The sequence below is a fragment of the Xanthobacter aminoxidans genome (assembly GCF_043193615.1).
Lineage (GTDB): Bacteria > Pseudomonadota > Alphaproteobacteria > Rhizobiales > Xanthobacteraceae > Xanthobacter > Xanthobacter aminoxidans.
This window is the reverse complement of the sequence record NZ_JBAFUS010000003.1, coordinates 608,930-631,010: the sequence shown is the minus strand read 5'-3', so window position 1 is coordinate 631,010 and position 22,081 is coordinate 608,930. Positions and strand designations below refer to the sequence as shown.

Annotated in this window: 18 protein-coding genes; 8 read left to right on the top strand and 10 right to left on the bottom strand. The window is 66.7% G+C overall.

Annotated features, from left to right (window positions below; genetic code table 11):
* Window positions 1-85 precede the first annotated feature (85 nt).
* Window positions 86-736 (bottom strand): L,D-transpeptidase, encoded by a 651-nt coding sequence (locus V5F74_RS18105; RefSeq protein ID WP_250165058.1) that lies wholly within the window; start codon window positions 734-736, stop codon window positions 86-88.
* A 451-nt stretch (window positions 737-1,187) separates the two neighbouring features.
* Between V5F74_RS18105 and V5F74_RS18100 the strand changes: the two genes are divergently transcribed.
* Window positions 1,188-2,705 carry a methyl-accepting chemotaxis protein gene (locus V5F74_RS18100; RefSeq protein WP_394009590.1) on the top strand — a complete coding sequence of 506 codons (1,518 nt, stop codon included), beginning with the start codon at window positions 1,188-1,190 and terminating at the stop codon, window positions 2,703-2,705.
* 140 nt (window positions 2,706-2,845) lie between these two features.
* Here V5F74_RS18100 and V5F74_RS18095 read toward each other — a convergent pair whose 3' ends face one another.
* Complete coding sequence (locus V5F74_RS18095) at window positions 2,846-3,766, bottom strand: hydrogen peroxide-inducible genes activator (RefSeq protein WP_029556808.1); 921 nt, start codon at window positions 3,764-3,766, stop codon at window positions 2,846-2,848.
* A gap of 98 nt (window positions 3,767-3,864) precedes the next feature.
* Here V5F74_RS18095 and V5F74_RS18090 point away from each other — a divergent pair, with 98 nt between their 5' ends.
* Together V5F74_RS18090 and V5F74_RS18085 are read left to right on the top strand one after the other, a co-directional pair.
* Entirely contained in the window at window positions 3,865-4,098 is a 234-nt protein-coding gene (locus tag V5F74_RS18090; protein ID WP_024277194.1) for a YdcH family protein, read from the top strand.
* Between the two features lie 234 nt (window positions 4,099-4,332).
* Window positions 4,333-5,325, top strand: a complete 993-nt coding sequence (locus tag V5F74_RS18085; RefSeq protein WP_394009589.1) for a TerC family protein — start codon at window positions 4,333-4,335, stop codon at window positions 5,323-5,325.
* An 84-nt stretch (window positions 5,326-5,409) separates the two neighbouring features.
* Here the strand turns inward: V5F74_RS18085 and serA are convergent, their stop codons facing one another.
* Window positions 5,410-6,996, bottom strand: coding sequence for a phosphoglycerate dehydrogenase (gene serA / locus V5F74_RS18080; RefSeq protein ID WP_250165062.1), 1,587 nt, complete (start codon window positions 6,994-6,996; stop codon window positions 5,410-5,412).
* A gap of 213 nt (window positions 6,997-7,209) precedes the next feature.
* Entirely contained in the window at window positions 7,210-8,385 is a 1,176-nt protein-coding gene (locus V5F74_RS18075; protein ID WP_394009588.1) for a phosphoserine transaminase, read from the bottom strand.
* 194 nt (window positions 8,386-8,579) lie between these two features.
* Between V5F74_RS18075 and V5F74_RS18070 the strand changes: the two genes are divergently transcribed.
* Window positions 8,580-9,740: a hypothetical protein gene (locus V5F74_RS18070; protein ID WP_394009587.1), complete on the top strand. Its 1,161-nt coding sequence runs from the start codon at window positions 8,580-8,582 to the stop codon at window positions 9,738-9,740.
* On the opposite strand, the gene V5F74_RS18065 is transcribed toward V5F74_RS18070, so the two are convergent.
* The 5 genes from V5F74_RS18065 to ybaL form a co-directional block, all read right to left on the bottom strand.
* Window positions 9,735-10,574: a metal ABC transporter permease gene (locus V5F74_RS18065; protein ID WP_394009586.1), complete on the bottom strand. Its 840-nt coding sequence runs from the start codon at window positions 10,572-10,574 to the stop codon at window positions 9,735-9,737. The genes V5F74_RS18070 and V5F74_RS18065 overlap by 6 nt on opposite strands.
* A complete protein-coding gene (locus tag V5F74_RS18060; RefSeq protein ID WP_209486065.1) occupies window positions 10,571-11,431 on the bottom strand; it encodes a metal ABC transporter permease in 861 nt (286 codons plus the stop codon). The genes V5F74_RS18065 and V5F74_RS18060 overlap by 4 nt, the downstream gene beginning before the upstream one ends.
* A 190-nt stretch (window positions 11,432-11,621) precedes the next feature.
* On the bottom strand, window positions 11,622-12,518 hold the full coding sequence (locus V5F74_RS18055; RefSeq protein ID WP_394009585.1) for a manganese/iron ABC transporter ATP-binding protein: 897 nt from the start codon (window positions 12,516-12,518) through the stop codon (window positions 11,622-11,624).
* Window positions 12,515-13,441, bottom strand: coding sequence for a metal ABC transporter substrate-binding protein (locus tag V5F74_RS18050; protein WP_394009584.1), 927 nt, complete (start codon window positions 13,439-13,441; stop codon window positions 12,515-12,517). Before V5F74_RS18050 ends, V5F74_RS18055 begins: the two co-directional genes overlap by 4 nt.
* A gap of 113 nt (window positions 13,442-13,554) precedes the next feature.
* On the bottom strand, window positions 13,555-15,435 hold the full coding sequence (gene ybaL, locus V5F74_RS18045; protein WP_394009583.1) for a YbaL family putative K(+) efflux transporter: 1,881 nt from the start codon (window positions 15,433-15,435) through the stop codon (window positions 13,555-13,557).
* A 276-nt stretch (window positions 15,436-15,711) separates the two neighbouring features.
* On the opposite strand from ybaL, the gene hisS reads away from it, so the two are divergent.
* Entirely contained in the window at window positions 15,712-17,238 is a 1,527-nt protein-coding gene (gene hisS / locus V5F74_RS18040) for a histidine--tRNA ligase (RefSeq protein ID WP_394009582.1), read from the top strand.
* A 302-nt stretch (window positions 17,239-17,540) separates the two neighbouring features.
* On the opposite strand, the gene V5F74_RS18035 is transcribed toward hisS, so the two are convergent.
* Window positions 17,541-18,104, bottom strand: a complete 564-nt coding sequence (locus tag V5F74_RS18035; protein ID WP_029556819.1) for a GcrA family cell cycle regulator — start codon at window positions 18,102-18,104, stop codon at window positions 17,541-17,543.
* Between the two features lie 570 nt (window positions 18,105-18,674).
* Between V5F74_RS18035 and V5F74_RS18030 the strand changes: the two genes are divergently transcribed.
* The 3 genes from V5F74_RS18030 to V5F74_RS18020 all read left to right on the top strand — a co-directional run bounded on the left by V5F74_RS18030 (window position 18,675) and on the right by V5F74_RS18020 (window position 21,971).
* Window positions 18,675-19,883: an aspartate aminotransferase family protein gene (locus V5F74_RS18030; RefSeq protein WP_374251694.1), complete on the top strand. Its 1,209-nt coding sequence runs from the start codon at window positions 18,675-18,677 to the stop codon at window positions 19,881-19,883.
* The gene (gene argF / locus V5F74_RS18025; RefSeq protein WP_029556821.1) at window positions 19,880-20,812 is read left to right on the top strand and encodes an ornithine carbamoyltransferase; all 933 of its coding nucleotides are present in this window, start codon (window positions 19,880-19,882) and stop codon (window positions 20,810-20,812) included. Before V5F74_RS18030 ends, argF begins: the two co-directional genes overlap by 4 nt.
* A 151-nt stretch (window positions 20,813-20,963) precedes the next feature.
* Complete coding sequence (locus V5F74_RS18020) at window positions 20,964-21,971, top strand: Hsp33 family molecular chaperone (RefSeq protein WP_393972829.1); 1,008 nt, start codon at window positions 20,964-20,966, stop codon at window positions 21,969-21,971.
* Window positions 21,972-22,081: the final 110 nt, after the last annotated feature.

The following is a 22,081-nucleotide window of genomic DNA, read 5'->3' as shown; positions in this document are numbered from 1 at the left end:
CACCCCTCTTGCCCGACAGTGGATCGCCCGCACGAGGCAGGCGATGACGGCGGCGGGAATCGTCGGGCGTTCAGGTGCTGCGACGTCAGCCCTTCACATAGACCCGGGTGCCGAGCGGGACGCGCTCGTAGAGGTCGATGATGTCCTGGTTGAGCAGGCGGATGCAGCCCGAGGACACCTGCTGGCCGATGCTCCACGGCTCGATGGTGCCGTGGATGCGGAACATGGTGTCGCGGTCGCCGTCATAGAGATAGAGCGCGCGCGGGCCGAGGGGATTGGTCTCGCCGCCGGGCAGGCCGGCCTGGTAGGGTCCATAGCGCGCGGGCTGGAGGCGCACCATGTTGGCGGTGGGCGTCCAGTGGGGCCACTTCTCCTTGCGCTTGATGGTGGCCCAGCCGCGGAACGAATAGCCCTGCTTGCCGACGCCCACGCCGTAGCGGATCGCCGTGCCGTTGCGGCCGATGAGGTAGAGGAAGCGCTCGTTGATATCGACCACGATGGTGCCGGGCGCGTAGCCGGCCGGGGCCGGAACCTCCTGTCGCAGCCACTTGGGGTCCACCTCGGAGAGGTCCACCGCGTCCACCGGGAAGGGCTCGCCGTCCACCGGGCCGTACATCATGTTCGCGCGGCTCAGCGGAGCCGGCGGCGGATTGGTGACGCACGCGGCCAGCGCCAGCGGCGCGCCCATGACGAACAGGCGGCGGCCGATCACGGGCACGTCGGCACCCTTCACCATTTCGGCCGTAGCTCGGGAAGCCTTGACCAGAACCTTCGGGAACAACCGGGGCAGGAACCGAGGCATGCTTTGACCACTCAGACGATGCGAGACCCTACGACGCACACAACGCACGACGCCGCGCTTCAGTTTCCTGTCTGCGCTCCGTTGCATTGAAGCCGGATAAGGTGGCGTTAAGGTTAACGCCCGAAGGTTGAAGCCCAACCTTGGGCGGGGCTGCCCAGCCATTTCCCTGATCTAGCATCTTCCCGCCGGTGGGGGGTGGCGCATGGGCCACACCCGGCCCGCCATGTGCATCGCACAAACGTGAAAGTCCTGTTGGCGACGCAGCGTCAGTCGGCCCGCCCCAGCTTCGGGCAAGCTACGCGGCCTAGCCCTTTGCTGGCATCGCGCGCTGCACAGGGTGGCGCTGAAGCGGCGCGGCATCGCCGCCGAGGACAGGACGAACAGCATGACGGCAAGCGCGCTGCGGGCCAGGCCCGAGCCCCTGCATTCCGGGCGAGATCGGGCAGCCAGGGAATTCGGCACGGTGGCCACCGGCATGGCGGCGCAGCTGATGGCGGCTTTGCCATGGGGTGTGCTGCTGTGCGAGGGGCGCGGCCTCGCCGTGGTGCAGGCCAATGTGGCGGCCATCGAACTCCTGAACGCCGTCGCCTCGGGCCTCGCCACATCCCCGGCGGGGCTTCAGGGGATGCCCCTCGGCGCGCTTCATCCGGCGCTGGCGGACCTCGGCCGCCATATCGCCGAGCCCGGTTTCCTGCCGCGCGAGATGACCCTCGCGGTGGCCGGCGAGACGCTGGCCGTGATCCTCTCGGCCCTGCGGGACCGGCACGGCGTCATCGCCCATGTGATGGTCACGCTGCGCGCCGACACCGCCCGCGCCGCGCTGGAGGCCCGCACGCAGCGGCTCCAGCAGATGATGGAGAACATGCCGGTGAACATCATGACCTGCGATCGCGAGACGCTGGTCATCGACTATCTGAACCGCACCAGCATCGAGACCCTGCGGCGCATCGACTCCCATTTGAAGGTCAAGGCCGACCAAATGCTGGGCACGTCCATCGACGTGTTCCACAAGCACCCCGCGCACCAGCGCGGCCTCCTCGCCGATCCGGCAAACCTGCCGCACAACGCGCGCATCCGGGTGGGGCCGGAGACGCTGGACCTGCGTGTCTCGGCCATCTTCAAGGCGGATGGCAGCTATGACGGCCCCATGCTGACCTGGGACGTGGTGACGGCCGCCGTCGCCACCGCCGAGGGCGTGACCGCGGTCGGCCAGGAGATGACACAGACCTCCGAGGCCGGCCAATCGGCCTCCGCCGAACTGCTCCAGCTCACCGAGCGGACCGAGGAGATGTCCACCGCCGTGTCAACGGCGGCGCAGGAGATGTCTGCCTCGTTCACCGGCATCTCGCACCAGATCGAGCGTGCCACCACCATGTCGCAGGAAGCGACCCAGCGCGCCGTGCGCACCAACGAACTGGTGGAGAGCCTCGCCACCAGCGTCGGCCGCATCGGGAATGTCACCACCCTGATCGAGAAGATCGCGGCCCAGACCAATCTGCTCGCGCTCAACGCCACCATCGAGGCGGCACGCGTGGGTGAGGCGGGCAAGGGGTTCGCCGTGGTGGCGCAGGAGGTGAAGGCGCTGGCGCTCCAGACCGCCAAGGCGACGCAGGACATCCGCCATCAGGTGGAACAGGTGCAGCAGGACGGCGGCGTCGCCGTCGAGGCGGTGTCCGACATCACCCGCAGCATTTCCAACCTGGGCGACCTGTTCGTGGAGCTGTCCGCGGCCATGGCGCAGCAGTCGTCCACCTCGCGTGCCGTCAGCGAAAGTATCGACGGTGTCTCCCATGCCGCGTCCGACATCCGCCGCGCGGCGGTGGGCGTGCGGTCAATCGCCGATCATGTGGCGGGCTATGCGGATCGCCTGCGCCGCGAGGTGTCTGCCCTGCTGCGCCGCTGATCGGCTCCGATCCCTCCTCCGCAAACGGAGGCGCGGCCGTTCGCCAGGCCGCGCGCCGCCTCGCCCCGCCCCCGCCCGGGCGAGGGGTGACGGCCCGCCCGCTTCCCCCGGGTGGGCCGCACGCCGTTGGGGCGGCGCCGTCAGCCGGGTTCGAGGCCAAGTTCCCGGCAGGTGCCCTCGCTCTCCCGCGCCAGCTGGTCGAAATGGGCGGCGCGGTTGTTGCCCGCGCGCCAGAAGAAGCCCATGTCCCGCGTCGCCGGCCAGCCTTCCACCGTGAGCAAAGCGATGTGGTCCTGCACGCGGAATTCCGAGCGCGCGTAAAGCTCGGGGAAGAGCGACAGGCCCATGCCCATGATGACCATCTGGCGCAGGGCATCGAGGCTGGTGCCCTCGTAATCCTCCCGCACCTGGGCGCCGGAGGCGGCGGCGAGCGCCCGCGCGCTCTCGAACAGCTGATGGCCGCGCCCGAGGGTCAGCAGCCGCTCGCCCTTGAGCTGGGCGATCTCCACGCTGGCGCCGTCCGCGAGGCGATGGTCCTTGGCGGCGCCGAGATAGATGGCTTCCCGGCACAGGCGGCGGAAGGTGAGCACCGAGCCGGACAAAGGCTGCGGTCCGAGGCCGCAATCGAGATTGCCGGCGGTGACTTCCCGCTCGATCACCGAGGGGCGCTCCTCGCGGATGTAGATCTGGAGGCCGGGGTAGCGCCGATGCAGCACCGGCAGCAGGTGGGGCAGGAAATACGGCCCGAACGTGGGCGCGACGCCCAGCCGGATCAGCCCGCCGAGATTGTCCGCCCCGGTGGCGGCGGTGGCGACGATATCGTCCAGCGCCTGAAGCACGGCGCGGGCCGAGGCGATGATCCGCTCGCCGACGGCGGTGGGGATCACGCGGCCGCGCGTGCGGTCGAACAGCGGCGTGCCGAGCTGCTCCTCCAGCAGGGCCACCTGTACGGAGAGCGTCGGCTGGGAGACGTGGCAGCGCTTGGCCGCCGCGCCGAAGTGCCCGGTCTCGGCAAGGGCGACCACATATTCGAGCTGGCGATGGCGCGGCCGGAAGGGCATGGCGGTTTCATAGTCCAGAGCTATAATGAATATAGCGACTATGGATTGGAGCTATCAAGCGTCCGGCCCCATCCTTTCCCCATCGAAAGGAGGTTGTCGTGGACCAGTTCATGAAATCGCTGACGACGCGCCACAGCCTGATCGAGGAGGAGATCTCCTCCGAGCAGACGCGGCCCGAGCCCGATCGCACCCGCGTGCTCGCGCTGAAGAAGATGAAGCTCCGCCTGCGCGACCAGATCGAATATCTGCGCCGGGAGGGGGCCGACATGGCCCGCGTCGTGGTGGTCCGCCGCAAGAGGTGGGCTGAAATTCCTCTGAAGCCGGCGAGATAGGCGGCACCCGTCCCGCGCGCCTAACGCCCGAGCGCCCCTGGCGCCCGGACCCTTTCCCTCAACACGCGAGGTCCGGGCCCCTCTGACGGGCGCGGACGCGGCCCGGCCTGTCCCAGCTGCCCGGGGCAGGTCGGGTCCGTGCCCGCCCCGCCATGTCGGTCCTCCTATCCGGTTTCCTGCCCGGCGCCCCGACCCTCTCGGGCGGTCGCCGCAGGCCACTGACAGGACCGTGCCATGGACCAGCTGATCGCTCTTCTTTTCCTCGATGTCGCCGGCAAGCCGCTGTGGCTCTGGCTCGGCTTCCTCGCCATCGTCTTCGCTTTGCTCGCCTTCGACCTCGGCGTGCTGCACCGCGACTCGCGGGAAATCGGCATCGCCGAAAGCCTCAGGCTCTCCGTCTTCTATATCGCCGTGGCGGCCGTGTTCGGCGGCTGGATCTGGGCCTCCATGGGGCCGCAGGCCGGCATGCAATACTTCACCGGCTACGCCATCGAGAAGGCGCTCTCCATCGACAACGTCTTTGTCATCTCGCTGATCTTCAGCTACTTCGCCATTCCCCGCGCCTATCAATACCGGGCGCTGGTGTGGGGCATCATCGCGGTGCTGGTGCTGCGCGGGCTAATGATCGGCGTGGGCGCGGCGCTGGTGCAGTCCTATGACTGGGTGCTGCTGCTGTTCGGCGCGTTCCTCGTCGTCACCGGCATCAAGATGCTGTTCGTCAGCGAAGGCGAGACGGACATCTCGCAGAACAAGGCGCTGCGCTTCCTCACCAAGCGCATGCGGGTGACGCCCGAGCTGCACGGCGAGCGCTTCTTCGTGCGCCAGCCCCATCCGGTCACCGGCAAGGCGGTGCTCTGGGCGACGCCGCTGTTCCTCGCCCTCGTGGTCATCAATATCGCGGACTTCGTGTTCGCGGTGGATTCGGTGCCGGCCATCTTCGCCATCACCACGGACACCTACATCGTGTTCACCGCCAACATCATGGCCATCCTCGGCCTGCGCGCCCTCTACTTCGCGCTGGCCGCCATGGTCCACCGCTTCTCGCACCTGAAGTATGCGCTCGCCGGCGTGCTCGTCTTCATCGGCGGCAAGATCTTCTGGAGCCACTTCTTCGGCAAGGTGGACCCGGCCATCTCGCTGGGCGTCACGGTCGCCATGATCGCCGCCGGCATCCTCTTCTCCCTCTGGCGCACCGGCGGCGGGACGGATGTGAAGCACGTGGCGTGAGCTGCCTGAAACGAAAGAAGCCCCGTCCGGCCGGACGGGGCTTCTGCTTTTTGGGTCGGCGTCAGGCTCAGAAGGCGAGGGCCCTCAGAACGCGAGGGCTTTGGCCGCCTTCACCTGCGGCAGGGCCTGCACCTTGGCGAGCAGCTCGGCCGGCACCGCGCCATCCACCGCCACCAGCGCGATGGCATCGCCGCCCGCATGGTCGCGGCCGAGGGCGAAGGTGGCGATGTTGATGCCCGCATCGCCGAGGAGACCGGCGAAGCGGCCGATGAAGCCGGGCTTGTCCTCGTTGGTCACATAGACCATGGCGGGGGCGAACTCGGCATCCACCTTGATGCCCTTGATGTTGACGATGCGCGGATGACCGTCCGCGAACACCGTGCCGGAGACGGAGCGCTCGAACTGCTCCGTCACGACAGTCACCGTAATCAGGCTCTCGTAATCACCGGTAGCGGCGCGGGTGGTCTCCTCGATGACAACGCCGCGCTCCTTGGCGACGGAGGGGGCGGAGACGACGTTGATGTCGGCCAGCGCCGGGCGCAGCAGGCCGGCCACGGCGGCAGAGGTCAGCGCCTTCACCTTCAGGTCCGCCACCGCGCCCTCATAGATGATGCGGACAGTCTTGATGTCGGTGTCGGTGAGCTGGCCGGCGAAGGAGCCGAGCTTTTCCGCCAGCTCGATGAAGGGCTTCAGCTTGGGCGCCTCTTCCGCGGTGATGGAGGGGAAGTTCACCGCGTTGGAGATGGCGCCGGTGAGGAGATAGTCGCTCATCTGCTCGGCGACCTGCAGCGCGACATTCTCCTGCGCCTCGGTGGTGGCGGCGCCGAGGTGGGGCGTGCACACCACGTTGGGATGGCCGAACAGCGGGTTGGTCTCCGCCGGCTCGATGGTGAACACGTCGAAGGCGGCGCCGGCCACGTGCTTCGAGTCGAGCGCCGCGCGCAGCGCCTCCTCGTCCACCAGTCCGCCGCGGGCGCAGTTGATGATGCGCACGCCCTTCTTCGTCTTGGCGAGGTTCTCGGCCGAGAGGATGTTCTTGGTCTTCTCGGTGAGGGGCGTGTGCAGGGTGATGAAATCGGCGCGGGCGAGGAGGTCGTCCAGCTCCACCTTCTCCACGCCGAGGTCGAGGGCGCGCTCGGGCGAGAGGAAGGGGTCGAAGGCGATGACCTTCATCTTCAGCCCCACGCCGCGCTCGGCGACGATGGAGCCGATGTTGCCGCAGCCGATGATGCCGAGGGTCTTGCCCGTGACCTCGACGCCCATGAAGCGGTTCTTCTCCCACTTGCCGGCCTGGGTGGAGGCATCCGCCGCCGGGATCTCGCGGGCGAGGGCGAACATCATCGCGATGGCATGCTCGGCGGTGGTGATGGAATTGCCGAACGGCGTGTTCATCACGATCACGCCCTTGGCGGTCGCGGCCGGCAAATCCACATTGTCCACGCCGATGCCGGCGCGGCCGATGACCTTGAGGCGGTTGGCCTTCTCCAGGATCTTCGGCGTCACCTTGGTGGCCGAGCGGATGGCGAGGCCGTCATAATTGCCGATGATCTCGGCCAGCTTGTCCTTGTCCTTGCCGAGGTCGGGCTGGAAATCCACCTCGACGCCGCGGTCCTTGAAGATCTGGATGGCGGCGGGGGAGAGCTTGTCGGAGATGAGAACGCGGGGTGCCATGGGATGGGCTCCGGAATGGTGCGGATGAGCCGAACCGCGCGCGCAGCCGTCATGGCCGGGCTTGTCCCGGCCATCCACGTGGATGGTCCGGGCGCACCTTCGGCCGTGGCGCCGGCGGCTCGACGTGGATGCCCGGGACAAGCCCGGGCATGACGATGTTCAGGAGGCGGCGCAGGCCGCCGCAGTCATCCGATCGAAATCACCCGGCCGAAATCACGCCGCCTTGGGCAGCGCGGACTTCGCCTCGTTGAAGGCCCAGTCGAGCCAGTGGGTCAGGGCTTCCACGTCGGCGCGCTCAACCGTGGCGCCACACCAGATGCGCAGGCCGGGAGGGGCATCGCGATAGGCGCCGATGTCGTAGGCGATGCCGCCCTTCTCGAGGCCGGAGGCGATGGCCTTGGCGAAGGCCGCCTGCGCGTCGGCAGGGAGCGCCGTCACGTCCGCATCCACCACCTTCAGGCACACCGAGGTGTTGGAGCGCGTCACCGGATCGGTGGCGAGGAAGTCCACCCACGGGGTGCGGTGCACCCACTGGGCGATGGCCTCGAAGTTGCGGTTGGACCGCTCCTGCAGCGCGGAGAGGCCGCCGATGTTCTTCGACCACTTGAGCGCATCGAGATAGTCTTCAACGCACAGCATGGACGGGGTGTTGATGGTCTCGCCCTCGAAGATGCCTTCGATGAGCTTGCCGCCCTTGGTCATGCGGAAAATCTTGGGCAGGGGCCACGCCGGCTTGTAGCTCTCCAGCCGCTCCACCGCGCGGGGGGAGAGGATGAGCATGCCGTGGGCCGCCTCGCCGCCGAGCACCTTCTGCCAGGAGAAGGTGACCACATCGAGCTTGGCGAAATCGAGCTTCTGCGCGAACGCCGCCGAGGTGGCGTCGCAGATGGTCAGGCCCTCGCGGTCGGCCGGGATCCAGTCCGCGTCCGGCACCATGACGCCCGAGGTGGTGCCGTTCCAGGTGAAGACCACGTCGTGGGTGAAATCGACGCTCTTGAGGTCCGGCAGCTCGCCGTAGGGGGCGGTCAGCGCGCGGGCATCGGTGAGCTTGAGCTGCTTGACGACATCCGTCACCCAGCCCTCGCCAAAGCTTTCCCAGGCCAGCATGTCCACCGGGCGCGCGCCGAGCACGGACCACAGCACCATTTCCACGGCGCCGGTATCGGAAGCGGGGACGATGCCGATGCGGTAGTCGGCCGGGACTTCCAGCACCTCACGGGTGAGGTCGATGGCTTCCTTCAGCTTGACCTTGCCGACCTTGGCACGGTGCGAGCGGCCGAGCGGGGCGTCGGACAGGCCTTCCAGCGTCCAGCCGGGACGCTTGGCGCAGGGGCCGGAGGAAAAATTGGGGTTTTCCGGACGCGTGGCCGGAGCAGGATTCGTCGTCATGTGGTCCATCCTTACAGATGGGCGCCTCCCGTTGGGGGGAGGTGTCCCGCGGATGGGGTTACGCCTGCGGGGGGGGGGGCGTCAAGGGGGCTCGTTGTGTTTGACCTTTTGGTCTAGCTTAGAATTTTGCTATTCTTGCCCACCTGTCTGAATTCACAACAAAGCACCACTAAAAAAATATCGGAGAACTTCGAATGCAATTGATTGTTCCGAAGTTTGTTTCTCTAGATACGTCACAATTGGGGCGCTGGATAGATGATCATTTTTCAAATGTTGATATCATACGTTTAAGGGCTCGCGAATTTTATTCGTGGGTTGATAGTCATTTCATCACAATAACATTATCATTGAATCGCATTCAAGAATTGATATGTCATGATAGTGAATATGTAGCCCGTCGAAGGCTAGAATTTATTAGAAATTTAGGAATGTTGGCTTGGGTAAAAGGTAAAAACGGTGGATTTGGGTCATTTATAGATGTTCTTTATTTTGAGATAATGAATGCGGCCACTTCTGAGAATGTGAGCATTTCAGAAGTACGAAATTTGACGAGACGCGATTTGTTTCAGGTGGGTTCTGGGGAGCAGCTTCTGGGATCAAGCTGTGAGCCATGGATTCGGATTCGTCCATTGATGCTAGCGAGTGCCCAGCGCGCTCGCGAGATCGTTACGTTGGCACGTTCGAATGCGATCGACATCAAAGATGTGAAATTAGATGACATTGTGACGGGAAAGCGAATTCTCAAAGGGAAAGAGCTTGATCAGCGTCTTCTAACGATAAGAAATAGTATCTATCATAATATTCAGCAAACTGGTGATGATCGGGTTGAAGAAAAATTCGAATTAGTGAATTCATTTATGAGTTCTGTGGTCGATTTGGCGTCTCCGCTACCTGAGACGCCAGAAGATATGTTAAAATCAATTATAAATAAATATGGAATTAATATGGAGGAAGCTAGTAAAAATACGACGTTGGGGGATTTGGGTCGAATGTATCAGATGCAAAAATTGTTGGATATTGCCGCAGGCTCGGGTGGAGATGGGCTGGAGACTGGAGCGATTTGTAAAAATTCTCTCCCAACTTATCAGTTCTTTGATGCGATAAATTCTTTAAATTTTAAGCATAATGTGAATCGGGGAAGTGATATATCCGACGAATATTTAGCATCGACTGCAATTTATTCTGATATAACGTTTGTGGATAAAAGGATGGCAGAAAAAATTAGACAGATCAAAATCGCCAAGCCGGAGATTGCGGAAATTTTGAATTTAATATTTCCGGTATGTTCGTATGATAAAATTCCGAGTGTGCTCAGTTCCAAACTGCATGGGGAGTCTGTGTCAGGAGTCTCATAGTGGCGGCAGGGCCTCCCCCTCCACCCGCCGCGCCTTCACCCGCACCCCCACGAACGCCGCGATGAACACGCCGGTCATCAGCAGCACGATGGTCGGCGCCGGCGCGCTGTCGAGGAAGAAGGAGAGGTAGACGCCGGCGAGCGAGCAGGAGACGGCCACCAGAACCGCCGTCACCAGCATCCAGCCGAACCGCTTCGTCACGAGAAACGCGATGGCCCCCGGCGCGATGAGCAGCGCCACGGCGAGGATGATGCCCACGGCTTTGAGCGCCGCGACGATTGTCAGCGAAAGCATCACTAGCAGGCCGTAGTGCAGGAGGCCGGTGTGAAGCCCCACCGCTTTCGCCTGCGCGGGGTCGAAGGCGTTCAGCAGCAGGTCGCGCCATTTGGCGAGCAGCACAAGCGTCACGAGCCCGGCGATGATCGCGCTCTCGGCGATGTCGCCCCAGCTCACGCCCAGCATGTCGCCGAAGAGGATGTGGTCGAGGTGAACGTCGGTCTGGATCTTGGTGTAGAGCACCAGCCCCAGCCCGAACATGCCGGAGAAGACCACGCCCATCACCGTGTCTTCCTTCACCCGGCTGTTGGCCTTGAGATAGCCGGTGCCGAGCGCGCAGATCATACCCGCCACGAAGGCGCCGAAGGCCAGTGGCAGGCCGGCCATATAGGCCAGCACCACGCCCGGCAGCACCGCATGGGAGACGGCATCCCCCATCAGCGACCAGCCCTTCAGCACCAGGAAGCAGGAGAGCAGCGCCATGGGCACCGCCACCAGAGCGGCGATGACGAGGGCGGTCTGCATGAAATCGAACTGGAAGGGCGCGAGAAGGCTCATGCCGCGCCCTCCTTCAGAGCTTCCGCCGCCTGCCGCCGCGCCGCCAGCACGCCGTGCTTGGGGGCGAAGACGAAGGCCAGAAGGAAGATCAGCGTCTGCAGCACCACGATGATGCCGCCGGTTGCCCCATCGAGGAAATAGGAGGCATAGGCGCCGACGAAGCAGGTCGTCGCGCCGATGGCCACCGACAAGGCGATGAGGCGGGGGAAGCGGTCGGTGAGGAGATAGGCCGTGGCGCCCGGTGTCACCACCATGGCGATGACGAGGAACGCGCCCACCGTCTGCAAGGCCGCCACCGTGGAGGCGGCGAGAAGCGTGAAGAACATCACCTTGAGCGCGGTGGGTTTCAGGCCGATGGAGCGGGCGTGGCTCTCATCGAAGAAGGTCACCATCAGGTCCTTCCAGAAGACGAGCAGCAAGGCGAGCGAGACGAAGCCGATGATGGCGAGTTGCAGCGTGTCGGCGGGCGAGATGGCGAGGATATTGCCGAGCACGATGGTCTGCACGTTCACCGAGGTTGGCGACAGCGAGACCATGAACAGGCCGAGCCCGAAGAAGGAGGTGAAGATGAGGCCGATGACCGCATCCTCCTTCAGCTTGGTCCGCTCCTGAAGGAACAGCATTGCCCCCGCCGCCAGCGCCCCGGCGAAGAAGGCGCCCACCGAGAAGGGCAGCCCCAGCATGTAGGCCCCCGCCACGCCCGGCACGATGGAATGGGAGAGGGCGTCGCCGATCAGCGACCAGCCCTTGAGCATCAGGAAGGCCGAGAGGAAGGCGCACACGGCGCCCACCAGCGCCGACACCCACATGGCGTTGACCATGTAGGAATAGGTGAAGGGTTCGAGGAGGAGGGTCATCGTCAGGCGTCCACGTGGTCGCGCGACGCATGAAACGACCGCGCCGTCATGCCCGGCCTTGTGCCGGGCATCCACGTCGGGCCGATGGCGCGCTGTGCGGAAAGATGCACCCGGCTGGACCACGTGGATGGCCGGGACAAGCCCGGCCATGACGGCGTGTGAAGCGGAGAGCGCGGGGAAATGCTGCCCATCACCCGATCCCCTCTGACGAGCCCGCCGTGCCGCTCTGGGCGGGGCGGTCCTTGTAGAGGACGAGGGGGCGCTCGTCGTCGGTGAGCACGCCCAGCGTGCCGGGGGTGGCGGCGTGGGTCTCGTCCAGCACGAAATGGCGCAGCACGCCGCCGAAGGCCTTTTCGAGGTTCGCCTGAGTAAACACCTCGGAGGTGAGACCGTAGGCGAGCACGGTGCCCTTCACCAGCACGGTGCGATCGCAGAATTCCGGTACCGAGCCGAGATTGTGGGTGGAGACCAGCATCACCCGCCCCTCGTCGCGCAGGGCGCGCAGGAGGCCGATGATGGCGTCCTCGGTCTTCACGTCCACGCCTGTGAAGGGCTCGTCGAGCAGGATCACGCGGGCGTCCTGCGCCAGCGCGCGGGCGAGGAACACGCGCTTCCTCTGCCCGCCGGAGAGCTCGCCGATCTGCCGCGTGCGGAAGTCCAGCATGTTGACGCGGGCGAGCGCCGCCTCCACCGCCGCGCGGTCGGCGGCGCCGGGAATGCGCAAGAGGTTCATGTGGCCGTAGCGGCCCATCATCACCACGTCCTCGACGAGGACGGGGAAGGTCCAGTCCACCTCTTCGGCCTGCGGCACATAGGCGACCACGTTGCGCTTCAGCGCCTCGGGCACGCTCATGCCCAGGATGCGCACCTCGCCCCGCGCGGCCTTGAGGAAGCCCATGATGGTCTTGAACAGGGTGGACTTACCCGAGCCGTTCACCCCCACCAGCGCGGTGATGGTGCCGGTGGGAATGGCGAAGCTCGCATCGCGCAGGGCGGTGTGGCCGTTGCGATAGGTGACGGTGACGTGCTCCACCAGGATGCCGGCGCCGGCCTCGGCGAGGTTCTGGCGGGAAAGGGGGGCGTTCATGGCTTGGCGCTCCCGGTCAGCCCGGCGGCGATGGTGCCGCTCGTCACCTTCAGGAGGTCGAGATAGGCGGGCACCGGCCCGGAGGGGTCGGAGAGGGAGTCCACATAGAGCACGCCGCCGTAGCGCGCGCCGGTCTCCCGCGCCACCTGCTTGGCCGGCTCGGCGGAGATGGTGCTTTCCGAGAAGATGACCGGGATGTGGTCCTTCCGCATCAGGTCCACCACGCGGCGCACCTGCTGGGGCGTGCCCTGCTGGTCGGCGTTGATGGGCCAGAGATAGAGCGGCTTCAGTCCGAAGTCGCGGGCGAGGTAGGAGAAGGCGCCCTCGCTGGTGACGAGCCAGCGCTGCTCCGCCGGCACTTTCTCCAGCTCGGCGCGGATGGGGTCGATGGCGGCGGTGATCTTCGCCTTGTAGGCGGCGGCATTGGCCGTGTAGGTCGCGGCGTTGGCCGGATCGTACTTCGCCAGCGCGTCGCGGATGTTGTCCACGTAGATCAGCGCGGCGGACGGCGACATCCAGGCGTGCGGGTTCGGCTTGCCGCTGTAGGGGCCGTCCGTGATGCCCATGGGCTCGACGCCCTGCGACACCACCACGCTCGGCACGTTCTTGAGGCGCGAGAAGAATTTCTCGAACCACAGTTCCAGGTTCAGCCCGTTCCACAGGATCAGGTTCGCGCCCTGCGCCTTGATGAGGTCGCCGGGGGTGGGCTGGTAATTATGGATCTCGGCGCCGGGCTTGGTGATGCTCTCCACCTGGGCGGCGTCGCCCGCCACGTTCTTCGCCATGTCGGCGATGACGGTGAAGGTGGTGACCACCTTGAACGGCGCGGCCGCGCGGGCGGGGTTCGAGACGAAGAACGCCGCCGCGGCGGCGAGGGCGAGCGCCGGAAAATGCCGGCGGGACAGGACAAAGGCGTCGGGCACGGGAATGCTCCGGTCCGGCGGTCGTGACGGGCGCGGCCGCCTTAGTTGCGATCAATTCGCAAAAATTACCGCACCCTTCCTGCAATTGCAACTTATTCGCAATAAAGGTCGAGCTACAGCGTCTCTTTCTGCGCCGCGGCCGCCGGCTCCGCAAGACCGGGCCCAGCGTCAACAGGGCCCGCGGTGTCCATGGAAACCGAGGGTCCGGCCCGGTTTCCGCCTTCCACCGCCTGCTCTGCGGCGGCTGCGCCGGCAATGTCGTTCTGGGAGGTCTCCAGCACGTGCGCCAGCATGCCGCGCGCCACCTCCCGCTCGCCCATGATGATGAAGTTGGCCCCGCTCTGCCGCAGGTGCTCCACCTCCGCATCCGAATGGGCGCGGGCGACGATCTCGATGGCGGGATTGAGCTGGCGCGCCTTCTTCAGCACGTTGCTCGCCTCGAACCCGTCGGGGATGGCGAGGATGATGCGGCGCGCCCCGGCGACATTGGCCGCCGCGATGGCGGGGGCGGAGGCGGCGTTGGCGTTCACCGCTTCGATGTCCAGGCGCTTCAGCTCCTCCAGCCGGTCGCCCTGGTCCTCGATGACGAGGAAGGGCGTGCCCGCCGCCTTCAGCCCGTCGGCGACGAGGCGGCCGACCCGGCCGTAGCCGACGAGCACGGTGTGGTTGGCGAGCGCGGTTTCCGGCAGGGCCGGGACAGGCTTGGGAGCGGGCTTGGGCGCGGGATGGGGCGCCGGGGCGGGCGCAGCGGCGGCAGGGGCCGCCTTTTCGGGCCGCAGCGGCGCATGGCGCGCGCGGTAGCGGTCCAGCACCAGGAAGAAGAAGGGGTTGGCGAGGATGGAGATGATCGCCGCGGCGAGGATCAGGTCGCGTCCCTCGGCCGGCAGCAATTGCAGGTCCACGCCCAGCGCCACGAGGATGAAGGAGAATTCGCCGATCTGCGCCAGCGAGGCGGAGATGGTGAGGGCGGTGGAGTTGCCGTAGCCGAACGCCCGCACGATGAAGAAGGCGGCGAGCGACTTGCCGAACAGCACGATCAGCACCGTCACCAGCAGCGAGACCGGGCTCTTCACCACGATGGAGGGGTCCACCAGCATGCCCACCGAGACGAAGAACAGCACGGCGAAGGCGTCGCGCAGGGGCAGCGTCTCCTCGGCGGCGCGGTGGGAGAGGGGGCTCTCGCTCAGCACCATGCCGGCGAAGAAGGCGCCCAGCGCGAACGAGACGCCGAACAGCTTGGCCGAGCCGAACGCCACGCCCAGCGCGATGGCCAGCACCGCCAGGCGGAACAGCTCGCGCGAGCCGATGTGCGCCACCCAGTGCATGATCCAGGGAATGACGCGGCGCCCCACCACCAGCATCAGCACCACGAAGCCCGCGACCTTGACCAATGTGACGGCGAGTGTGGTCCACACGTCCCCGCCGAGGCCGAGCCAGTCGATGGTGCCGGTGGTGACGGTCCGTCCGCCGAGCGCGCCGGACAAAGCGGGCAGCAGCACCAGCGCGAGGACCATGGCGAGGTCCTCGACGATGAGCCAGCCCACCGCGATGCGCCCCTGCTCGCTCTCCACCATCCGCCGCTCCTGCAAGGCGCGCAAAAGCACGACGGTGGAGGCGACGGACAAGGCGATGCCGAAGACGAGGCCGGCGCCGAGATTCCACCCCAAAGCCCAGGCGAGGCCCATGCCCATGACGGTCGCCGCCGTGATCTGCACGATGGCGCCGGGGATGGCGATGGCTTTCACCGAGAGGAGATCGGACAAGGAAAAGTGCAGGCCGACGCCGAACATGAGGAGGATGACGCCGATCTCCGCCAGTTCCAGCGCCAGATGCTCGTCGGCCACGAAGCCGGGGGTGAACGGCCCCACGAGCACGCCGGCGAGGAGATAGCCCACCAGCGGCGACAGCTTGAGGCGCTGCGCGATGGCGCCGAGCACGAAGGCGAGGACGAAGGCCCCGACGAGGGTCGCAATGAGCGGCGTGTCGTGGGGCAAGCGTGTCCTCCATGCTGCAATGGCGCCGCCACACGCCTTAGGGCGCAGCATGACGACAGGTCTGGGATGAGGGCCAGTGCGACGGCTGCCGCGACCCGACTTCATGATGCGCGCAGAACACGGCGCTGTCATGGCAGAGGTAACGGAGCGGCAGGTTTTTCGCTGGTTGCCGGCCCTTCCCGGCCAGCGACCTTGCCGTCACCGGCCCTGTCCTCTAAGACGCCCCAACCCCTTTATTGACCGAGCGGGACACGGGTCCCGAAGCATCGAAACACCATGGCCAAAGAATTCAAGCCGAAGGCGCGGCTCCCGCGCGGCCTCGTCGACCGCACCGGCGCGGAATTGTCCGCCACCCGCGCCATGCTGGAGAAGATCCGCGCCGTCTACGCGCTCTACGGCTTCGAGGCGCTGGAGACCCCGGCCATCGAATATACCGACGCGCTCGGCAAGTTCCTGCCCGACCTCGACCGGCCCAACGAGGGCGTCTTCTCCTTCCAGGACGACGACGAGCAGTGGCTCTCCCTGCGCTACGACCTCACGGCGCCGCTGGCGCGCTACGTGGCCGAGCATTTCGAGCAGCTGCCCAAGCCCTACCGCTCCTACCGGGCCGGCTACGTCTTCCGCAACGAGAAGCCCGGCCCCGGCCGCTTCCGCCAGTTCATGCAGTTCGACGCCGACACGGTGGGCGCCCCCTCCGTCGCGGCCGATGCCGAGATCTGCATGATGGCCGCCGACACGCTGGAGGCGGTGGGCATCCCGCGCGGCTCCTATGTGGTGAAGGTGAACAACCGCAAGGTGCTCGACGGCGTGATGGAGGCCATCGGCCTGGGCGGCGACGAGAACGCCGGCCGCCGCCTCACCGTGCTGCGCGCGATCGACAAGTTCGACAAGTTCGGCGCCGAGGGCGTCGCGCTCCTGCTCGGCCCCGGCCGCAAGGACGAGAGCGGCGACTTCACCAAGGGGGCCGGCCTCGACGAGCGTCAGGCCGCTGTGGTGCTCGCCATGCTCACCGGCAAGGGCGTGCGTGCCACCGATGTGGGCGTGGAAGTGGAGCTGGACGACGTCGCGCTTGCCGCCGCCCTCGCAGGCAACGCCGCCTTCCAGGAGGGCATGGCGGAATTGAACGACATCCGCACCCTGCTCGCCGCTGGCGGCTATCAGGACCGGGTGAAGATCGACCCTTCCGTGGTGCGTGGCCTCGAATATTACACCGGCCCCGTCTACGAGGCGGAACTCACCTTCGAGATCACCGACGAGGCCGGCCGCCCCGTGCGCTTCGGCTCGGTGGCGGGGGGAGGGCGCTATGACGGCCTCGTCGCCCGCTTCCGCGGCGAGAAGGTGCCGGCCACCGGCTTCTCCATCGGCGTGTCGCGCCTGCTCGCGGCCCTCGCCTTCCTCGGCAAGATGGATGCGGACGCCGAGGTCGGCCCCGTCGTGGTGCTGGCCATGGATAAGGAGCCGGCCCGCATCGCCGATTATATGAAGATGGTGGCCGAGCTGCGCGCCAACGGCATCCGCGCCGAGATGTATCTCGGCGGCGCCGGCATGAAGGCGCAGATGAAGTATGCCGACCGGCGCGGCGCGCCGGCCGTCATCATCCAGGGGTCGAACGAGAAGGACGCCGGCGAGGTCCAGATCAAGGATCTGGTGGAAGGCGCCCGCATCGCCGCCGGCATCGCCGACAATGCGGAATACCGCGCCGCCCGCCCGGCCCAGTTCGCGGTGAAGGAGAGCGAGATGGTCGCCGCCATCCGCGACGTGCTGGAACGCCGCGCGGCGCCGTCGCTGGGGCTGGACGACTGAGCCCTCCCGCCGCCGTCCCCTGAACGAAAAAGGGCCCGCCTCCAGCCGGAGGCGGGCCCTTTTTCCTTGGGGGGCATGCTTTTCCTGGGCGTCATGGACGTCCGGCCGCATACGAACCTGTTGTTCTTGGGCCGTCATGCCCCGGCTTGTCCGGGGCATCCACCGGGCCGACAGGCCAGCGCATTCATCCTTGGGCCGAACTTGCGGAAACGTGGATCCCCCGGACAAGCCGGGGGATGACACCGCACATCAGGTTTTCGACCGCTTCGTAGCGCCGGAGGCCTCTTCCGGCGCTCCCCGCCTCAGAGATAGGCGAGGCGGCGGTCGCGGCGGCGGTCCTGCACCGGCTGGTAGGCGATGCGGGCGTGGGTCTGGCAATAGGGCATGCCCGGATTGGCCTTGCCGCCGCAGAAGTGGAAGCTCTCGGTGCCCGGCTCGCCCAGCGGCCAGCGGCAGGTGCTCTCGGTGAGCTGCATGATGGTGCAGCCCTGGGTCATGGGCACCACGTTGTCGCTCATGACGGGAGCGGGCGCCGGTGCCTCTTCCGGTGCCTCGTCCAGATCGGCCGCGAGGGCGGTATTGCCGATGGTGGTGGGCCGCTGCGGCCGCGCCTGGTTGTCGGGGCGACCGGCGGGAGCGCCCATCGGCCCGTTCATCGGACCGGCCTTGGCCGGCGCCGTTCCGCTGGCGCGGGGACGCGCCGGGGCAGGGGCGGCCTTCGCCCGGCCGGACAGGCCGAGGCGGTGCACCTTGCCGATGACGGCATTGCGCGTCACCTCGCCAAGCTCGGTCGCGATCTGGCTCGCGGAGAGGCCTTCGCTCCAGAGCTTTTTCAAGAGTTCGACGCGCTCGTCATTCCAGCTCATCGCTCTTCTCCATTTGCCGCATCTACTTGCCGCATTTCAACCGGCAGCATCTCAAGAACGCCGCGGGCGCCGGAAACGCTCGGCGCCGCTTCAGCCATGGGCGGGAACGCCGGTTGGGGCGCGTCCCGGATCGTGATTTCCGCAAGGCGGACTCCCTCCCCGTTCCCGTGCGCGGCAAAGCGCTCGGATGGACCCGGATCGCGGTTCCTGGAAGAGGGTTCCTGATGCCCCTGCGCACGACATCTCGTGGCTGACCCTCAAGAACCTACAATATGGCCGGTCCCTGCAACAGAGTCGGCAAGGGGTCGCGGAGCGTTTTCCCCAGCTCCTTAAGGCTTCGTTTACCCTTGTGCGGCGGCCGGTCGCGGTCCCGATTCGCATCATGGCAGGCGATCGGTTGACCTCGTGCGCGTGTTCATTAGAATCGCGCGGTCGGGCCGCCCCCGCATGGGCGGCCTTTTTTAGTTTGTGCGCGCGGCCGGGCCGAAACCCCGCTGTCGCACGTTGTTCGCAAACCCGTGCAACCTCGAAGGCCAGGAAGCCTGCATCGAAGTCCACCAGGAGGATAGTGTGATCACCCCCGTTCTGCCGACCTACGCACGCATCGACCTCCAGTTCGAGAGGGGAGAGGGCTGCTGGCTCGTCACGACGGACGGGCGACGTTTCCTCGACTTCACCGCCGGCATCGCCGTGAACGTGCTGGGCCACGCCAATCCCTATCTCGCCGCCGCGCTCTCCGAGCAGGCGACGAAGCTGTGGCACGTGTCCAACCTGTTCCGCATCCCCGGCGCCGAGAAGCTGGCCGACCGGCTGAAGGCCGCGACCTTCGCGGACACCATGTTCTTCACCAATTCCGGTGCGGAAGCGCTGGAGTGCGCCATCAAGATGGCGCGCCGCTACCAGTATGTGAGCGGCCATCCCGAGAAGAACCGCATCATCACCTTCGAGGGCGCCTTCCACGGCCGCACGCTGGCGACCATCGCCGCCGGCGGCAACCCGAAATATCTCGAAGGCTTCGGCCCGGATCTTCCAGGCTTCGACCAGGTGCCGTTCGGCGATCTCGACGCCGCCCGCGCCGCCGTGACACCCGAGACCGCCGCCATTCTGGTGGAGCCGGTGCAGGGCGAGGGTGGCGTGCGCGTGCCGCCGGCCGGCTTCCTCGCCGGCCTGCGCGAGCTGTGCGACGAGAACGGCCTACTTTTGGTGCTGGACGAGGTGCAGAGCGGCGTCGGGCGCACCGGACGCCTGTTCGCCCACGAGTGGACCGGCATCACCCCGGACATCATGTCGGTGGCCAAGGGCATCGGCGGCGGCTTCCCCATGGGGGCGTGCCTTGCCACCGAAGAGGCCGCCAAGGGCATGACGGTGGGCACCCACGGCTCCACCTATGGCGGCAACCCGCTGGCCATGGCGGTGGGCAATGCGGTGCTGGACGTGGTGCTGGAGGATGACTTCCTCCCCCGCGTGAACCGCGTCGCCGGCCGCTTCCAGCAGCGTCTCGCCGAACTGCGCGACACCCATCCGGCCGTCATCGCCGAGGTGCGCGGGCAGGGCCTGCTGCTCGGCATCAAGGCCGCCGTGCCCGCGCCCGAGCTGATCGCCGCGCTGCGCGAGGAGGGCATGCTGGTGCCCGGCGCCGCCGAGAACGTCATCCGCCTGCTGCCCCCGCTCACCGTGAGCGAGGAAGAGGTGGGCATCGCAGCCGACAAGATCGAAGCCGCCTGCCGGCGCATCGAGGCGCGCCTCGCCTCAGATCCGGTGAAGGGAGCGGCCGAATGAAGGGGAATGGGGTGCGTCATTTTCTCGATCTGTCCGAGATCCCGGCCGAGGAACTGCGCCGGGTCCTGGACTTTTCCAAGGATCTGAAGGCCCGCCGCAAGGCGGGGGAGCCGGTGGAAAAGCCGCTCGCCGGCAAGTCGCTGGCCATGGTGTTCGACAAGCCGTCCACCCGCACGCGCGTGTCGTTCGACCTCGCCATGCGCCAGCTGGGCGGCGAGACCATCATGCTCACGGGCCAGGAGATGCAGCTCGGCCGCGGCGAGACCATCGCCGACACGGCCCGCGTGCTGTCGCGCTTCGTCGACGCCATCATGATCCGCATCCTGGACCATGATGACCTGACTGAACTGGCGAAATACGCCACGGTGCCGGTCATCAACGGCCTCACCCGCATCAGCCACCCCTGTCAGGTGATGGCCGACGTGATGACCTTCGAGGAGCATCGCGGCCCCATCACCGGCCGCTCGGTGGCCTGGACGGGCGACGCCAACAACGTGCTGGCCTCGTGGGTTCATGCCGCCGACCGCTTCGACTTCACCCTGAAGGTGGCGACGCCCAAGGAATTGTCGCCGCGCCAGGCGCTGAAGGACTTCGTGAAGCGTACCAAGGCCAAGGTGAAGTTCATGCGCGACCCGGAAGAGGCGGTGGAGGGCGTGGATTGCGTCATCACCGACACCTGGGTCTCCATGGGCGACAAGGAGGCCGAGCGGCGTCACAACATCCTCAAGCCCTATCAGGTCAATTCGGCCCTGATGGCGCGGGCGGACAAGGATGCCATCTTTATGCACTGCCTGCCCGCCCATCGCGGGGAGGAGGTGACGGACGTGGTGATGGACGGCCCGCAGTCCGTGGTGTTCGACGAGGCGGAGAACCGCCTGCACGCCCAGAAGGGCGTGCTCGCCTGGTGCTTCGACGCGGTGGGCGGCTGAGCCTTCCGCAGCGGGGACATTGCGAGCCGGGTTGAAACAGCCCGGCTCGTGAATATGTGTGGGTCCAGACACTTGAAACCATGCAACCCCCTGGACCCATGATCGTGCGCTGAGCGCTGGCATGCGGGTCCGGCACGTCCGGAGACCTTTCATGAAGGGCGAGCGCACCCGCACCGCCACCCGCGCCGCATCCGAGGCCGCGCAGGACGACATCGTCACCGCCTTCCAGGTGGATGCCCTCGACATCCGTGGCCGCACGGTGCGCCTCGGCCCCACGCTCGATGCGCTGCTCGCCCATCATGCCTATCCCCCGGCGGTGAAGCGGGTGGTGGGAGAGGCGGTCACGCTCGCCGTGCTGCTCGGCTCCTCGCTGAAGTTCGAGGGCCGCTTCATCCTCCAGACCCAGACCGACGGGCCGGTGGACATGGTGGTGGCCGACTTCGTGAGCCCGGACAAGATCCGCGCCTATGCCCGCTACGATGCCGATGCGCTGGCCGAGGCCGAGCGCCGCAACGAGACCTCGCCGGCGGCGCTGCTGGGGCGCGGCCATCTCGCCATGACCATCGACCAGGGCATCAGCACCAACCGCTATCAGGGCGTGGTCGCCCTCGACGGCTCGGGGCTGGAGGCGGCGGCGCACGAATATTTCCACCAGTCCGAGCAGATCCCCACCCGCGTGCGCCTCGCCGTGGGCGAGGAGATGAAGCCGGGCGGTAAGGAGTCCTCGTGGCGGGCCGGCGGCCTGCTCGCCCAGTTCCTGCCGCAGGACGCCTCCCGCGCCCGCATGGCCGACCTCTCGCCCGGCGACGCGCCCGAGGGCGTGGAAGAGCACAAGGTGGACGAGGACGACGCCTGGGTGGAGGCCCGCTCCATCGTTGGCACGCTGGAGGACGTGGAACTGATCGACCGCGACCTCTCCTCCGAGCGGCTGCTCTACCGCCTGTTCCACGAGCGCGGGGTGCGCGTGTTCGATCCCCTTCCCATCGCCGCGCGCTGTTCCTGCTCGCGGGAGAAGGTCTCCGGCGTCCTCGCCTCCTTCGGCCCGGAGGAGCGGCGGGAGATGATCCAGGACGACGGCAAGGTCACCGTGACCTGCGAATTCTGCGGCCGCACCTACAAGTTCACCGCCGAGGAGGTTCTCGGCCGGGCGGACGGGTGACACTTCAGGTGTGCCGTCGTGCTCCGGTTTGGTGGGCGGGGGTAAGAGGCGGCGCCCGCGTCGCAAGAGCCGTCATCCCCCGGTTCATCCGGGGGATCCACCCCGCCGCC

Excerpts from the sequence above, each read along its gene's own strand:
- V5F74_RS18095 (WP_029556808.1), bottom strand. The coding sequence starts at position 3,766 with ATGCCCTTCCGGCCGCGCCATCGCCAGCTCGAATATGTGGTCGCCCTT.
- argF (WP_029556821.1), top strand. The coding sequence starts at position 19,880 with ATGAAGGGGAATGGGGTGCGTCATTTTCTCGATCTGTCCGAGATCCCG.
- V5F74_RS18085 (WP_394009589.1), top strand. The coding sequence starts at position 4,333 with ATGGACCAGCTGATCGCTCTTCTTTTCCTCGATGTCGCCGGCAAGCCG.
- V5F74_RS18100 (WP_394009590.1), top strand. The coding sequence starts at position 1,188 with ATGACGGCAAGCGCGCTGCGGGCCAGGCCCGAGCCCCTGCATTCCGGG.
- V5F74_RS18105 (WP_250165058.1), bottom strand. The coding sequence starts at position 736 with ATGGTGAAGGGTGCCGACGTGCCCGTGATCGGCCGCCGCCTGTTCGTC.
- V5F74_RS18075 (WP_394009588.1), bottom strand. The coding sequence starts at position 8,385 with ATGACGACGAATCCTGCTCCGGCCACGCGTCCGGAAAACCCCAATTTT.
- V5F74_RS18055 (WP_394009585.1), bottom strand. The coding sequence starts at position 12,518 with ATGAACGCCCCCCTTTCCCGCCAGAACCTCGCCGAGGCCGGCGCCGGC.
- V5F74_RS18060 (WP_209486065.1), bottom strand. The coding sequence starts at position 11,431 with ATGACCCTCCTCCTCGAACCCTTCACCTATTCCTACATGGTCAACGCC.
- V5F74_RS18035 (WP_029556819.1), bottom strand. The coding sequence starts at position 18,104 with ATGAGCTGGAATGACGAGCGCGTCGAACTCTTGAAAAAGCTCTGGAGC.
- V5F74_RS18070 (WP_394009587.1), top strand. The coding sequence starts at position 8,580 with ATGCAATTGATTGTTCCGAAGTTTGTTTCTCTAGATACGTCACAATTG.
- V5F74_RS18065 (WP_394009586.1), bottom strand. The coding sequence starts at position 10,574 with ATGAGCCTTCTCGCGCCCTTCCAGTTCGATTTCATGCAGACCGCCCTC.
- hisS (WP_394009582.1), top strand. The coding sequence starts at position 15,712 with ATGGCCAAAGAATTCAAGCCGAAGGCGCGGCTCCCGCGCGGCCTCGTC.
- V5F74_RS18020 (WP_393972829.1), top strand. The coding sequence starts at position 20,964 with ATGAAGGGCGAGCGCACCCGCACCGCCACCCGCGCCGCATCCGAGGCC.
- serA (WP_250165062.1), bottom strand. The coding sequence starts at position 6,996 with ATGGCACCCCGCGTTCTCATCTCCGACAAGCTCTCCCCCGCCGCCATC.